The 14436-nt window shown below is 67.1% G+C and carries 12 protein-coding genes and 2 riboswitches; of the genes, 4 read left to right on the top strand and 8 right to left on the bottom strand.

Features of this window, described 5'->3' with window-relative positions; translation table 11 throughout:
- Window positions 1-5 precede the first annotated feature (5 nt).
- Window positions 6-353, top strand: coding sequence for a GNAT family N-acetyltransferase (locus ACFTR6_RS11510; protein WP_377958020.1), 348 nt, complete (start codon window positions 6-8; stop codon window positions 351-353).
- Between the two features lie 37 nt (window positions 354-390).
- Here the strand turns inward: ACFTR6_RS11510 and ACFTR6_RS11515 are convergent, their stop codons facing one another.
- Both ACFTR6_RS11515 and ACFTR6_RS11520 read right to left on the bottom strand, forming a co-directional pair.
- On the bottom strand, window positions 391-1386 hold the full coding sequence (locus tag ACFTR6_RS11515; RefSeq protein ID WP_377958021.1) for a LacI family DNA-binding transcriptional regulator: 996 nt from the start codon (window positions 1384-1386) through the stop codon (window positions 391-393).
- A gap of 132 nt (window positions 1387-1518) precedes the next feature.
- Entirely contained in the window at window positions 1519-2871 is a 1353-nt protein-coding gene (locus tag ACFTR6_RS11520; protein ID WP_377958022.1) for an MFS transporter, read from the bottom strand.
- A gap of 206 nt (window positions 2872-3077) precedes the next feature.
- Between ACFTR6_RS11520 and hisD the strand changes: the two genes are divergently transcribed.
- The 3 genes from hisD to ACFTR6_RS11535 are packed head-to-tail and all read left to right on the top strand — an operon-like array spanning window position 3078 to window position 6208.
- Window positions 3078-4424: a histidinol dehydrogenase gene (hisD, locus tag ACFTR6_RS11525; protein ID WP_377958023.1), complete on the top strand. Its 1347-nt coding sequence runs from the start codon at window positions 3078-3080 to the stop codon at window positions 4422-4424.
- An 11-nt stretch (window positions 4425-4435) separates the two neighbouring features.
- The gene (locus tag ACFTR6_RS11530) at window positions 4436-5209 is read left to right on the top strand and encodes an SDR family NAD(P)-dependent oxidoreductase (protein ID WP_377958024.1); all 774 of its coding nucleotides are present in this window, start codon (window positions 4436-4438) and stop codon (window positions 5207-5209) included.
- A 33-nt stretch (window positions 5210-5242) separates the two neighbouring features.
- A complete protein-coding gene (locus tag ACFTR6_RS11535; RefSeq protein WP_087873214.1) occupies window positions 5243-6208 on the top strand; it encodes a 3-hydroxyacyl-CoA dehydrogenase family protein in 966 nt (321 codons plus the stop codon).
- Between the two features lie 29 nt (window positions 6209-6237).
- On the opposite strand, the gene ACFTR6_RS11540 is transcribed toward ACFTR6_RS11535, so the two are convergent.
- The 6 genes from ACFTR6_RS11540 to gcvP all read right to left on the bottom strand — a co-directional run bounded on the left by ACFTR6_RS11540 (window position 6238) and on the right by gcvP (window position 13803).
- Window positions 6238-6810 carry an MOSC domain-containing protein gene (locus ACFTR6_RS11540; protein ID WP_377958025.1) on the bottom strand — a complete coding sequence of 191 codons (573 nt, stop codon included), beginning with the start codon at window positions 6808-6810 and terminating at the stop codon, window positions 6238-6240.
- Between the two features lie 23 nt (window positions 6811-6833).
- A complete protein-coding gene (gene lipA / locus ACFTR6_RS11545; RefSeq protein WP_377958026.1) occupies window positions 6834-7853 on the bottom strand; it encodes a lipoyl synthase in 1020 nt (339 codons plus the stop codon).
- A 40-nt stretch (window positions 7854-7893) separates the two neighbouring features.
- On the bottom strand, window positions 7894-9291 hold the full coding sequence (locus tag ACFTR6_RS11550; protein ID WP_076799261.1) for an L-serine ammonia-lyase: 1398 nt from the start codon (window positions 9289-9291) through the stop codon (window positions 7894-7896).
- 66 nt (window positions 9292-9357) lie between these two features.
- Window positions 9358-9741, bottom strand: coding sequence for a glycine cleavage system protein GcvH (gene gcvH, locus ACFTR6_RS11555; RefSeq protein ID WP_076799260.1), 384 nt, complete (start codon window positions 9739-9741; stop codon window positions 9358-9360).
- 65 nt (window positions 9742-9806) lie between these two features.
- A complete protein-coding gene (gene gcvT / locus ACFTR6_RS11560) occupies window positions 9807-10940 on the bottom strand; it encodes a glycine cleavage system aminomethyltransferase GcvT (RefSeq protein ID WP_377958027.1) in 1134 nt (377 codons plus the stop codon).
- Window positions 10941-10950: 10 nt separating this feature from the next.
- Window positions 10951-13803 carry an aminomethyl-transferring glycine dehydrogenase gene (gcvP, locus tag ACFTR6_RS11565; protein ID WP_377958028.1) on the bottom strand — a complete coding sequence of 951 codons (2853 nt, stop codon included), beginning with the start codon at window positions 13801-13803 and terminating at the stop codon, window positions 10951-10953.
- A 150-nt stretch (window positions 13804-13953) separates the two neighbouring features.
- A riboswitch (glycine riboswitch) is annotated at window positions 13954-14054 on the bottom strand.
- A gap of 241 nt (window positions 14055-14295) precedes the next feature.
- Window positions 14296-14392, top strand: a riboswitch (glycine riboswitch).
- Window positions 14393-14436 lie beyond the last annotated feature (44 nt).

The following is a 14436-nucleotide window of genomic DNA, read 5'->3' on the forward strand; positions in this document are numbered from 1 at the left end:
GACCCTTGGAACAGCAAACAACCCTGACCGTCCGGAACGCCCCGGAGCGCCGCCGCTACGAGCTTCTCGACGGGGACACCGTCATCGGCAAAGCGCACTACCTGCCCTACGACGGAGCGCAGGGACCGGAGCGCATTTTCTACCATACGACCGTCAGCGAGGACTACGCCGGACAGGGCCTTGCGGCGCGTCTGGTTCAGGACGCGCTGGACGACACCCTGGATGCCGGCATTGCCGTCGTGCCCGTCTGCCCGTACGTCAAGCTCTGGCTGCGGAAGCACCCGGACTACCAGGAGCGCGCAAGCGCTGTCCGGCCCGAGCACCTGGCCGCCCTGGAGAACGCCAAGCGGTAGCGGCGGCCAGTCCGGCTTACGCGGACACTGCGTTCGGCTACTTTGCAGCGAGCCCGGTGCTGCCCCGGACGATCAGGTCGCAGGGAAAATTCACCCTGCGCGGCGGCTCGCCGGGTACATGGATGCGCTCGAGCAGCATCTTTGCACCCGCGCGGGCCATTTCGCGGCTGGGCTGGCGCACGGTGGTCAGGCTGAACGAATCCCACGCCGCCATGTCGACGTCGTCGTAGCCGATGACCCAGCAGCCCTCCGCCGTGATCCGGTTGGCCCGCAGGGCGTCGAGCGCGCCAAAGGCCATCAGGTCGTTGGCGCAGAAGACGGCTTGGGGCCGGTCCGCGCGGGCAAGCAGCCGGTTCATGGTCTGCGCGCTGACGTCGTGCGAGAACCCGCCATGGAAGCGGAAGTGCTCCGGCACGCCATGGCCCCGCTCCGCCATCCTGTCCAGGAAACCGCGGGCGCGCTCACGTGACGTGCTCGCGTTTTCGGCGCCCCCGATGAAGGCCACCCGGGTCCTGCCGTTGTCCAGGAGGTAGTCGGCGACGGCGGCGCCCCCTTCGGTGTTGCTGCTGGTGACCTGGTCGCAGTCCAGGCCCTCGACCACGCGGTTGATGAGCACGATCGGGCTCTTCTTCTCAATGGCTGCCTGCAGTTCGACCGAATCTTCGGTCGCCGTCGTGAAGATTACGCCGTCGACGGCGTGTTCCCGGATGGCCTTCAGGGCATCGTGGTGGCTGCCGCCCCCGGCATTCCAGATGACAACGCGGAAACCTGCGGTGTCCAGCTCCCGGCTAAGTTCGTCGAGGACCTCCGGGTAAAACGGGTTGGTCAGGTCCGCGACCACAACGCCGATGGTGTTGGTCCGCCTCGTTTTCATGGCCTGCGCGCCGGCGTGCGGCACATAGCCCAGCGTTTCCATGGCCGCTTGGACACGGGCGCGCGTTGCAGGGGACAGCTTGGCGGGGGAGGACATGACCCGGGATACGGTGGCCTGTGAAACGCCCGCCAGTTCGGCGACGTCGCGGCTGGTGACCATCGGGCGTTCTCCTTATTTGTTGGGGCAGTTTTCTAGTGTGCTGTTTCAGACTAGCCAATCCAAAGCCGGCACCGCCGGGCGCCCCGTCCTCTTGCGGGGCACCGGCGGTGGCGGCTGGCGGCCGGGGTCTGCTTACCGGCCGGTTGTGGGGTCGTGCTCGGCGCTCAGGCCGCGGCGCAGCCGGACCCGGGGTGCCGTCTCGGGGGACCAGAGCGCACCCACAATGGTGATGACCGACGTCGCGATCATGTACAGCGCCACGAGCCAGAACCGGTCAAACTCCGGGCCGATCAGGGCGGTGGCGATCAGCGGTGCGAAGCCGCCGGCGAAGACCGCGGCCACCTGCGGGCCGACAGAGGCGCCCGAGTAGCGCAGCTTGGGCTCGAACAGCTCGGTGAAGTAGGCCGGTTCCACGGAGTAGCAGAGGTCGCGTCCGACGTTGCAGGTCAGGATGAGGACCAGCAGGACCATGAGGAAGTCACCGGTCTGGACGCCCCAGAAGAACGGGAAGGCCATCAGGAGCATGGTCACCGCACCGGCGATCACCGTGTAGCGGCGGCCCCAGCGGTCCGAAACCCAGCCCCAGAACGGGATCGAGAAGATGCCGAGGCCGGCCATGATCATGGTTGCCAGCAGGATGCTGTTCTTTTCCAGCAGGATCGCCGGGCCGTAGGCCAGCAGGAAGGTGGTGTAGATGTAGTAGTTCGCGTTCTCCGCGAACCGCATCATGATGACCTTCAGGATGGTCAGCGGGCGGGTCTTGATGACCTTGACCACCGGCATCTTCTCGATTTCGCCCTTGCGCTTGATCTCCTCGAAAGCAGGGGACTCGTCCACGTTGCGGCGGATGTAGAAGGACAGCACCACCAGCAGGATGGACACCAGGAACGGGATGCGCCAGCCCCAGGCCATGAAGGCCTCGGGGGAGATGAGGCCGCCCATGATGAAGAATGCGCCGTTGGCCAGCAGGGTGCCGGCCGGAACGCCGATCTGCGGCCAGGAGCCGAAGAAGCCGCGGCGCTTGGCGGGGGCGTATTCGGTGGCCATGAGGGCGGCGCCGCCCCATTCACCGCCGACGCCGATGCCCTGGATGATCCGCAGCAGGACCAGCAGGATCGGTGCGGCAATGCCGATCTGGGAGTAATTGGGCAGGCAGCCGATCAGGAAGGTGCCAGCGCCCATCAGGCCGAGGGTGGCCATGAGCATTTTCTTGCGGCCCAGGCGGTCGCCGAAGTGGGCGAAAATCAGGCCGCCGACGGGGCGGGCGGCAAAACCGATCGCGTAGGTGCTGAAGGACAGCAGGATGCCGGCGAACGGGCTCACCTGCGGGAAGAACTGGCTGTTGAGAATGATTGCGGCGGCAACGCCATAGACGTAAAAGTCGTACCACTCGATGCAGCTGCCAAGCACTGAGGAGACCAGTGCTTTGCGGCGCATCTTCGGATCGATGGCCGGCGTTGCTGCCGTTGTCACGGGGGCGCTCATGTAGAGACTCCTTTGTCTTCGTCCGGACAGTGAGCCCAGCCACACCGGCTGGCTCGTGACTAGCAGTGTATACGTATGCAAAAAGCAGAAACAAGACCTTGTGCCGGAAAATGTATACGTATACACTCGATCATCATCCGGTCCTGCAGGGGCCGGCCCGGGCGCTTCATAGGTCGCCCATCGACGAAGATGGAAAGGCAATCCTGATGACCGTTACAACAGCACTTAGCACCGCCGTGGACTCCACCCTGCTGAAGGAGCCCGAGCGCAACAGCGTGTCCCGGGGCAGCACTCCCGAGGTGCGCGCCACCGTGGAAGCCGTCATTGCGGACATCCGTGAGCGCGGGGACGAGGCCGTCCGCGAATACTCGGCCAAGTTCGACAAGCACGCACCTGAATCCTTCCTGCTCAGCCAGGAGCAGCTCGACGAGATCATGGCCCGGGTTCCGGAGCAGGTCATCGAGGACATCAAGTTCGTCCAGCAGCAGGTCCGCGTGATGGCGCAGAAGCAGCTCGAGTCGCTCTCCGACTTCGAGATCGAGACCCTCCCCGGCGTTTTCCTCGGCCAGAAGAACGTTCCGATCCAGGCAGCCGGCGCCTACATCCCGGGCGGCAAGTACCCGCTCCTGGCCAGCGCCCACATGACCATCGTCACCGCCAAGGTGGCCGGCGTCGAGCGCGTCGCCGCCTGCACCCCGCTGATCCAGGGGGAGGTCCCGGACGCCACCGTGGCCGCCATGTACCTGGCCGGCGCCGACGAGATCTACCTGCTGGGCGGCATCCAGGCCGTGGCCGCGCTGGCCATCGGCACCGAGACCATCAAGCCGGTGAACATGCTGGCCGGCCCGGGCAACGCCTTCGTCGCCGAAGCCAAGCGCCAGCTCTTCGGCGAGGTCGGCATCGACCTCTTTGCCGGCCCCACGGAGGTCCTGATCGTGGCGGACGAGCACGCCGACCCGTTCATTGTCGCCGTCGACCTTCTTTCCCAGGCCGAGCACGGCCCTGACTCCCCGGCCGTCCTGATCACCACCAGCGAGGAGCTGGGACGCAAGGTCATGGAGCACATCGACACGATCCTGGTTGACATGCCCACCCGCGACTACGCCGCCGCGGCCTGGCGTGACTGGGGCGCCGTCCACGTGGTGGCCACCCTCGATGACGCCTACGCCCTGGCCGATGAGTACGCCTACGAGCACGTCCAGATCCTGACGCAGAACCCCCGCGAGGCCCTGGAGAAGATGCACGACTACGGCGCCCTGTTCCTCGGCGAGGGGACCTGCGTCTCCTACGGCGACAAGGTGATCGGCACCAACCACGTGCTGCCCACGCGCGGTGCGGCCCGCTACACCGGCGGCCTCTGGGTGGGGAAGTACCTGCGCACCGTCACCTACCAGGAAGTGACCAACACCGAGTCCAGCGCCTTCTTCGGCGAACTCTGCGGCCGAGCATCCAGGGTGGAGCGGTTTGAGGGCCACGCCCGGTCCGGCGACGTCCGCGCGGCGAAGTACCGCGGCACGTCCCTGCCCTGGTCGGACCACACCTTCGACAGCTAAAGAGGACCCCAGTGTCTAAAGAGGACGCAGTGCCGAAAGCGCCGAATTTCCGACTGGACGGCAAGAAGGCCCTGGTCACGGGGGCGGGCCGCGGGCTCGGCAAGGCCATCGCTGACGGCCTTGCCGGCTGCGGCGCCACCGTCTACGGAACCAGCCGCGACGCCGAAACCGCCAAGCAGATCAGCGAGCGGTACGGAACCGCGCCGCTGGCCGTGGACGTCACCGACACCAGGAACGTCGAGGGCTTCGTCGAATCACTCCAGCAGGCCAGCGGCGGCATTGACCTGCTGGTCAACAACGCCGGCGTCAACGTGCCCAAGCCCGCCCTGGAGCTCACGGAGGAGGACTGGGACACGGTCTTTGACACCAACCTCAAGGGCACCTTTTTCCTGACCACGGCTTTGGCACGGCGCTGGGTGGACGCCGGCACCCACGGCGCCATCGTCAACATCGCCTCCCAGGCGGGGATCGTCGGGATCGAAGAGCGCGCGGCCTACGGCACCAGCAAGGCGGGGATTATCCACCTGACCAAGATCCTGGCCCTGGAGTGGGCCGCCGCCGGAATCCGGGTCAACGCCGTCGCCCCGACCTTCGTCCGGACGGAACTGACGGCGTCCACGCTCAGCCGGCCGGACTGGGCCAGCGAACTGCTGTCCCGGATCCCGGCGGGCCGCTTCGGGGAACCCGAGGACATCGCCGGCGGGGTGGCGTTCCTGCTCAGCGACGCGGCGTCGCTCATCACCGGACACACGCTGACCGTCGACGGCGGCTACACCATCCGCTGACCCATCCATGGCGTCTTGAATAGGAGCAGCAACATGCAAATTACGCAGACCATCGCGGCCACGGCCGTGGTCGGTGCCGGCTACATGGGCGGCGGCATCGCCCAGGTCCTGGCCCTGCACGGCCACAAGGTGGCGCTGGGAGATGTCGACGGGGGGATCGCCGAACGCTCCCGCGTCCGGCTCGTGGACCAGGCCCGGGAGTTCGAAGCCCGGGGGCTGCTGCCTGCCGGCGCAGCCGAAACCATCGCGGGCAACCTCGTCGCTGCCGCCAGCATCGAGGAGGCTGTCTCGACGGCGGACTACATCGCCGAGGCCGTCCCGGAGGACCCGGTGATCAAGGCGGACATCCTGGGCCGCATCTCTACGGCAGCGCCCGCCGGGGCGGTCATCGCATCCAACACGTCCGCCATTCCGATCGGGGAACTGGCAGCGGCGGTCAGCAATCCCGAACGCTTCCTCGGCGTGCACTGGATGAACCCTGCCCCCTTCATTCCCGGGGTGGAGCTGATCCCCGGACCGCAGACCGCGCCCGGCGTGATGGACCTTGCCGAAGAGCTCATCCGGTCCCTTGGCAAGACTCCGGCCCGGGTGGCCGACACACCAGGATTCGTTGCCAACCGGCTGCAGTTCGCGCTGTACAAGGAAGCGGCCCGGATCGTTGAAGAGGGCGTGGCCGCCCCCTCCCAGATCGATGCGGTGGTCAGCAGCACCTTCGGGTTCCGGCTCGCCCTCTTCGGCCCCTTCGCAATCGGGGACATGGCCGGCCTGGACGTGTACGAGTCCTCGTACCGGACCCTGGAGAAGGCCTACGGCGAGCGGTTTGCCCCGCCCGCGGCGCTGACGTCCACCGTGGAGGAAGGCAACCTGGGGCTGAAAACCGGCCACGGGTTCCTGGACATCGATCCGGCCAGCCGGGAGGACCTCGTGGCTTACCGGGACAGCGCCTACGCCCGGCTCTCGCAGCTCCGGGCTGAGCTGGGGCAGGCGCCGGGGCTGTAACCCGGCCCCGCACTCGGGCTGTTGCCGTGCTACGGCAGCCGGCCCGGCCGCAGCACGTTCGGCGTTCCCGCCTGCGCGGACTCGAGCGGCACCGGGCTGACCAGCACCGCAGGCCCGCGGTGCAGCACGCCGTCGGAAAGAGCCCGGCAGCGCATGCCCCCGCGCCCGCGCATCGCGGCGTGCGCGCCGGGCGCCAGCATCCTGTCCATCCAGGCGCAAGGATGGGCGGGGCGCCCGCCCTTGAACCGCACCACACTGCCCCGGGACTCCAGCGCGAAGTCCTCTCCCAGCAGCGGGGCCAGGTGTGCGCCCCTGAGGATCACGTTGCGCCGGGTCAGCAACGGGTCAAAGGGACCGGCGTCGAGTTCGGCAGCCATGGCCTCGAGGGCCTCAACGGCGAACAGCGTGACCGCGGCGTCCATGTGCGCCGCCTTCCCGAAAAACCTGTCCCCGACAATTCCCTTGCCGGCGACGATCTCCACCCGTTCGGCGTCCGCCGTCGGGACTTCGGCCGCCCCGTCCCGCGCGCGGCCGAAGTACGCATGGCCAGGCGACACGAGCAGGTGCAGGACCTCAACGTCGTATCTGTAGGTTTCGGTCATGCAATAACGCTATACCCGCGGTTTCAGGCCGGCCTTTTGAGCAGGGTGCTGGCTTCCTGGCGGGTGGTTCCGGAGTCCTGGATGCCCTCGGCGATGTGGGCGAGTTCGGCGGGGATGTCGCGGCCTTTTTTGCGCATGGCGGTTGCCCAGAGCCGGCCGGCGCGGTAGGAGGAGCGGACCAGGGGGCCGGACATGACGCCGAGGAAGCCGATCTCTTCGGCTTCGTGCTGCAGGTCCACGAATTCCTGGGGTTTGACCCAGCGGTCCACGGGCAGGTGCCGCTCACTCGGGCGCAGGTATTGGGTGATGGTGATCAGGTCGCAGCCGGCCTGGTGCAGGTCACGCAGGGCCTCGGAGATCTCCTCGCGGGTTTCGCCCATGCCCAGGATGAGGTTGGATTTGGTGACCATGCCCAGGTTCCGGCCCTGGGTGATGACGTCCAGGGAGCGTTCGTAGCGGAACGCGGGGCGGATGCGCTTGAAGATCCGGGGCACGGTTTCGACGTTGTGCGCGAACACCTCCGGGGCAGAGTCGCAGATCGCGGCGATGTGGCCGGGGTTGCCGGAGAAGTCCGGGATGAGCAGTTCGACGCCGGTGCCGGGGTTGAGTTCGTGGATCTTGCGGACAGTTTCGGCGTAGAGCCAGACGCCTTCGTCCTCGAGGTCGTCGCGGGCGACGCCGGTGACGGTGGCGTACCGGAGCTGCATGGACTGCACGGAGCGGGCGACCTTGGTGGGTTCGAACCGGTCCACGGGGGAGGGTTTGCCGGTGTCGATCTGGCAGAAGTCGCAGCGGCGGGTGCATTCGGAGCCGCCGATGAGGAAGGTGGCTTCCTTGTCTTCCCAGCATTCAAAGATATTGGGGCAGCCGGCCTCTTCGCAGACGGTGTGCAGGCCTTCCTTCTTGACCAGGTTCTTCAGGCCGACGAATTCCGGGCCCATCTGGACCTTGGCCTTGATCCAGTCCGGTTTGCGTTCCACCGGGGTGGCCGCGTTGCGCTGCTCGATCCGCAGCATTTTCCGGCCTTCTGGTGCCAGTGTCATTGTTCTCTTTCCGTAAGTACTTGTCAGCAGGAGTACTGAATCAGCAGGCCACGACGTTGACGGCGAGTCCGCCCATCGCGGTTTCCTTGTATTTGGAGCTCATGTCCTTGCCGGTCTCGCGCATGGTCACGATGACCTCGTCCAGGGAGACCCGGTGCGAACCGTCACCCCACAGCGCCATCTTCGCCGCATTGATCGCTTTCGCCGCCGCGATCGCGTTCCGTTCAATGCACGGTACCTGGACCAGCCCGCCGATCGGATCACACGTCAGGCCCAGGTTGTGCTCCATCGCGATTTCGGCCGCGTTTTCCACCTGGGCCGGGGACCCGCCCATGACCTCGGCGAGCCCGGCGGCGGCCATCGACGACGCCGATCCGACCTCGCCCTGGCAGCCCACCTCGGCGCCGGAGATGGACGCCTGTTCCTTATAGAGCACCCCGACGGCGCCGGCGGCGAGCAGGAAACGGACCACCACGTCGTCGCGGTCCTCCTGTGTCGCGTTCTCCATGCCCGGCGCGAAGTGCAGCGCGTAGTACAGCACGGCCGGGATGATCCCGGCGGCGCCGTTTGTCGGGGCGGTGACTACGCGGCCGCCGGAGGCGTTCTCCTCGTTGACGGCGAGGGCAATCAGGTTCACCCACTCCTGCCAGTATTTGGGGTCGCGGTCCTTGTCTTCCTTCAGCAGGCGTTCGTGCCAGTCAGGGGCACGACGGCGGACCTTCAGTCCGCCGGGCAGCAGCCCCTCCCGCTTCAGACTCGCCGCCACGCAGCCCTCCATCACCGACCAGATATGCAGCAGGCCCTCCCGGACCTGCTCCTCGGACCGGGACGCGCACTCGTTGACCAGCATGATGTCCGCGATCGACAGGCCCTGGGCACGGCAGTGCTCCAGCAGCTCCGCGGCCGTCCGGAACGGCAGCGGCAGCTCCTGCTTCGACTCCTCCAGCTCTTGCTGTGCAGCGTCCTCCTCGCCCTCGCGGACAATGAACCCGCCACCGACCGAGAAGAACGTCGCCTTCTGCAGCTCACCGCCGTCGGCATCAAACACCGTGAACGTCATCCCGTTCGTGTGCCGCGGCAGCACCGTCAGCGGCCGCAGCACCATGTCCTCCACCCCGTACGGCAGCGGAACCGACCCCGCCAGGTTCAGGATGCCGGTCTCCGCGATCGAGGCCAGCCGCTCCTCCACCTCATCCGGCAGGATCAGCTCCGGGTGAAAGCCCTCCAGGCCGAGCAGCACCGCCGTCATGGTGCCATGCCCGTGCCCCGTCGCCGCGAGCGAACCGTAGAGATCCACCCGCAGCGACGCCACGTCCGCCAGCGTCCCGGCAGCCTTCAGCTCCTCCGCGAAAACGGCGGCAGCTCGCATCGGGCCAACCGTGTGCGAACTCGAGGGGCCAATTCCAATGGAAAACAGGTCAAAGACGCCAACAGCCATGGTCGGTTCCTAACTGGGATTGTTGTGATCGGTTCGGGCTGGGGAGGTTATGCGGAGGAGCAGGCGCTAGAGTTCGCCGCCGTTTGCTGCGGCGTATTCCTCGGCCGACATCAGCGGGCCCTCGTCGGTGACGGCCACCTTGAACAGCCAGCCGGCACCGTAGGGGTCGCTGTTGATGAGAGCCGGGTCCGCGACGACGCCGTCGTTGATCTCGGTGACCTCGCCGGTGACCGGGGCGTACAGGTCCGAGACGGACTTTGTGGACTCCACCTCGCCGCACGTTTCGCCGGCCGTGACGGTAGCGCCCACCTCGGGCAGGTCCACGTACACGATATCGCCCAGGGCGTCGGCGGCCACGGCGGAGATTCCGATGCCCACAGGCCCGGATCCGTCAACGGCAACCCATTCGTGCTCGGCGGAGTACTTCAGTTCAGCAACAACCTTTGCCATGTGTATGTCCTTTACGTTTGAAACTCGTTGTGGTCGGGGGGAGGGCCGGTCGGGCCCGTAGCGCGTTACTTTTGGCGCTTATAGAACGGCAATGCCACGACTTCGAAGCGCTCGGGCTTGCCGCGGAGGTCAACGTCCACCAGCGTGCCGACCTCGGAGTGCTCGACGTCGACGTAGGCCATGGCCACCGGGTAGCCGAGGGTGGGGGAGGGCTGGCCCGACGTGACCTCACCGATCAGGGTGCCGTCCTTGAGGACCGGGTAGTGGCCGCGCGCGGCGCGGCGGCCGGTGCCCTTGAGGCCCACGAGCTTCTGCCCGATGGTGGAACCGACGCCGGCTGCCTTGAGGTCGGCCAGCGCCGCCTTGCCCACGAAGTCGCTTTCCTTGGCCAGGGAAACCACCGGACCGAGTCCGGCCGCGTAGGCGTTGACCCGGAGGGAGAGCTCGTTGCCGTAAAGCGGCATGCCGGCCTCCAGGCGCAGCGAGTCGCGGGCGGCGAGGCCGGCGGGGACCAGCCCGTGCCCTTCGCCCGCCTCAAGCAGCGCTTCCCAGAGCCGGGGTGCCTCGGCGTTGGGGACGTAAATCTCGAAGCCATCCTCGCCGGTGTATCCGGTGCGGGCCAGCAGCAGGTTCTGCACGCTGCCGCCCACCGCAATCCCGACCTCAACGGCCGCGTAGTACTTCAGGTCAGTTACCAGGGAGTGCTGTTCTGCCGGAACGAGCTGCAGCAGGATCGCCTCCGCATTGGGACCCTGCACCGCGATCAGCGAAATCTCCGAAGAGGCATCCTCGACGGTGACGTCGAAGTTCGCTGCGCGCTCGGCGAGGGCGGCGGCCACTTTGGCTGCGTTGCCCGCATTGGGCACCACGAGGTACTTGTCCTCAGCCCGGCGGTAAGAGATCAGGTCGTCGATGATCCCGCCGTCGGCGTCGCAGATCAGCGAGTACTTGGCCTTGCCGTCGGCGATCGCGGACAGCTTGCCAGCCAGGGCATAGTCCAGGAACGCGGCCGCATCGGGGCCGGTGACCCAGACTTCACCCATGTGGGAGAGGTCGAACAGGCCGGCCGCGTTGCGCACCGCATGGTGTTCGGCCAGTTCCGATTCGTACTTCAGCGGCATCTGCCAGCCGCCGAAGTCGGTGAAGGATGCGCCGGCCTTCTTGTGCTGGTCGTAGAGGGCGGTGTAGTTCTCGGTCATTGGATAATCCTTAGTTCTCGAACTCGGAAAGGGGCGGGCAGGAGCACACAAGGTTGCGGTCACCGGCGGCGCCGTCGATCCGGCCCACCGGCGGGAAGTACTTGTCCTGCCGGAGCGAGGACACCGGGAATGCAGCCTGCTCGCGCGGGTACGAACGCTTCCAGTCGGAATTGACGACGGCGGCTGCCGTGTGGGGTGCGTTGCGAAGGGGCGAGTTTTCCAGGGTGAAGTCACCGTTGGCGACCTGCTGGATCTCGGCGTGGATGGTGATCATCGCCTCGATGAACCGGTCAATCTCGGCCAGGTCCTCGGACTCGGTGGGCTCCACCATCAGCGTGCCGGCCACCGGGAACGCCAGCGTGGGTGCGTGGAAGCCGAAGTCGATCAGGCGCTTGGCCACGTCCTCGGCGGTGACGCCCGTCTTGGCGGTGAGGCCGCGCAGGTCCAGGATGCACTCGTGCGCCACGAGCCCGCTGTCTCCGGTGTAAAGGACGGGGAAGTACTCGTCCAGCCGCGCCGCGACGTAGTTTGCCGCGAGGAGGGCCGACTTGGTGGCCTCGGTCAGGCCCTGGCCGCCCATGAGCTTCACGTAGGCCCAGGAGATCGGCAGGACACCGGCCGAGCCGAACCGGGACGCGCTGATCGCAACGCCGTGTCCGTCCACGGCACCCTCGGAAGAAGCCTTGGTGGCGTCGCCCGGCATGAACGGGGCGAGGTGGGCCTTGGCCGCGACGGGTCCGACGCCGGGTCCGCCGCCGCCGTGCGGGATGCAGAAGGTCTTGTGCAGGTTCAGGTGCGAGACATCCCCGCCGAACTTGCCTGGCTGCGCCAGACCGACGAGCGCGTTGAGGTTCGCGCCATCGACGTACACCTGGCCGCCGGCGGCATGGACGGCGTCGCATACTTCGCGGACGTCGCCGTCGTACACCCCGTGGGTGGAGGGGTAGGTGATCATGATCGCCGAGAGAACGTCCCGGTACTGCTCGATCTTGGTGTACAGGTCCGTGTGGTTGATCGTGCCGTCGGTGGCGGTGGCCACGACGACCACTTTCATGCCGGCCAGCACGGCCGAGGCCGCGTTGGTGCCGTGCGCGGAGGCGGGGATGAGGCAGACGTTGCGCTGGTGGTCGCCGCGGGAGCGGTGGTAGCTGCGGATCGCCAGCAGACCCGCCAGCTCACCCTGCGACCCGGCGTTGGGCTGGATGGAGACCTGGTCGTAGCCGGTGATCTCGGCGAGGTCGGCTTCCAAGCCGCCGATGAGTTCGCGCCAGCCCGCGGTCTGGGAGTCCGGTGCGAACGGGTGGATCGAGGCGAATTCCGGCCAGGAGATGGCTTCCATCTCGGCCGTTGCGTTCAGCTTCATGGTGCACGAGCCCAGCGGGATCATCGTCCGGTCCAGTGCCAGGTCGCGGTCGGAGAGCCTGCGGATGTAGCGCAGCAGCTGGGTTTCGGAGCGGTGCGTGTTGAACACCGGGTGCTGCAGGAAGTCCGAGGTGCGCAGCACGGCCTCAGGCAGTTCAAAGCCCGCCGCGTCCGCAACCGGACCCGCGCCGAAGGCGACGGCAACAGCGGAGAGTGTTGCCGCCGTCGTCGTCTCATCGATGGAGACGCCCACGGTGTCCGCGTCAATGAAGCGGAGGTTGATGCCGCGGGCCTCCGCGGCGGTGATGACCTTGGCGGCCTTGCCCGGAACGCGGACGGTGAGGGTGTCGAAGAAGGTTTCGCTGTCCAGTTCGCGGCCGGCAGTCTTCAGTGCCGTAGCCAAGACGCGGGCGTTGCGGTGGACGGTCTCGGCGATCGCCTTCAGTCCGTCGGGGCCGTGGTAGACGGCGTAGAAGGACGACACGATGGCCAGCAGTGCCTGCGCGGTGCAGATGTTGGACGTGGCCTTCTCGCGGCGGATGTGCTGCTCGCGGGTCTGCAGGGCAAGCCGGTACGCGGGAGCTCCGGCGTTGTCCTTGGAAACGCCGACGATGCGGCCGGGAAGGGTGCGCTCCATGCCGGTGCGGACGGCGATGTAGGCAGCGTGCGGGCCCCCGAAGAACAGCGGGACACCGAAGCGCTGGGCGGTGCCGACGGCGATGTCGGCCCCCTGCTCGCCGGGAGGCGTGATGAGGGTCAGGGCCAGCAGGTCCGCGGCCACGGTCACCAGCGCGCCGCGCTCCTTGGCGGCGGCGATCACACCGGAGTGGTCGAACACCCGGCCCGAAACGCCGGGCTGCTGGAGCACGACGCCGTTGATGTCGCCGTCGGGCAGTCCCTGGGCGAGGTCAGCGACCTCCACCTCGAAGCCAAGCGCCTCGGCGCGGCCCTTCACGATCGCGATGGTCTGGGGGAGGCAGTCCGCGTCCAGGACGGTCTTGCCCTCGTTCTTCTTGTTGGCGCGGCGCATCAGCAGCACGGCCTCGGCCACGGCGGTGGCTTCGTCCAGCAGGGAAGCGTTGGCGATAGGCAGCCCGGTCAGGTCCTGGACCATGGTCTGGAAGTTCAGCAGCGCCTCGAGCCGGCCCTGGGAGATCTCCGGCTGGTATGGCGTGTACGCGGTGTACCAGGCGGGGGCCTCGAGGATGTTGCGGCGGATCACCGGCGGCGTCACGGTGTCGTAGTAGCCCTGGCCGATCATCTGCACGGCGGTCTTGTTCTTGGCCGCAAGCCGGCGAAGCTCGGCCAGGACCTCAACTTCGCTGAGGGCCGCGGTGAGGCGCAGCGCGTTTTCCTGGCGGATGGAGGCCGGAACGGCGGCGTCAACCAGGCCGTCGACCGTGTCATAGCCAACGTGCTTGAGCATGGTGTCGATGTCGGCCTGGCGGCGGGCGCCGATATGCCGGTCAGCAAACGTTGACGGAAGCGATTGAATCGTCATGAGGAACTCCAGGTCTGGCCGGCCACGGGTGGCACGGCATGGATTTGGGTTCCTCCCCGCTCTGTATTGGACCTGAGAGATTCCGCGGACACGGGTGTCCGCTTGCACCGTCGGTGAGCCAAACAATGCTTGGCTGCTTTCCAGAGTTGCCTCGCCGCGGCGGTACTGGGGCCTGAGAGATTCCTGGGGAGGATTTGCTCCTACGGCGCCTGCCCGGTGCATGACTGGGAGGACTCTCCCGCCACGGTTCGAAAGGCTATGAAGATGTGGGTGATTCGGCTCACACAGTACAGCACTGGGCGGCGAATGCCAAAACGCGGTCGGGCCAAGCCTCCGCGGCGAGGACCGTGAAGGCCTCGGGGAGCCGGGTTTGACAATTCTTCGTGACCGAGACCACACTGAACCCGGTGGCTAGCGGGACTGGGCTGACCGGCACGGACCGGGCTTCCAGGGCAGGACCGCGGCCCTCGCTTCCATAACTGAAAATGCTTACGATCTGCGGCGGGAGAGCCCTGCCGGTACATCAGCGGGCGCCGTAGGAGCAAACCCTCCCCAGGAAACTCTCAGGCCCACGTACCGCCGCGGCGAGGCAACTCTGAAAAGCAGCCTGGCGTGCCCGGGCTCACCGAAGGT

Origin of the sequence: Arthrobacter sp. NPDC057009 (assembly GCF_042673905.1) — a bacterium.
Lineage (GTDB): Bacteria > Actinomycetota > Actinomycetes > Actinomycetales > Micrococcaceae > Arthrobacter.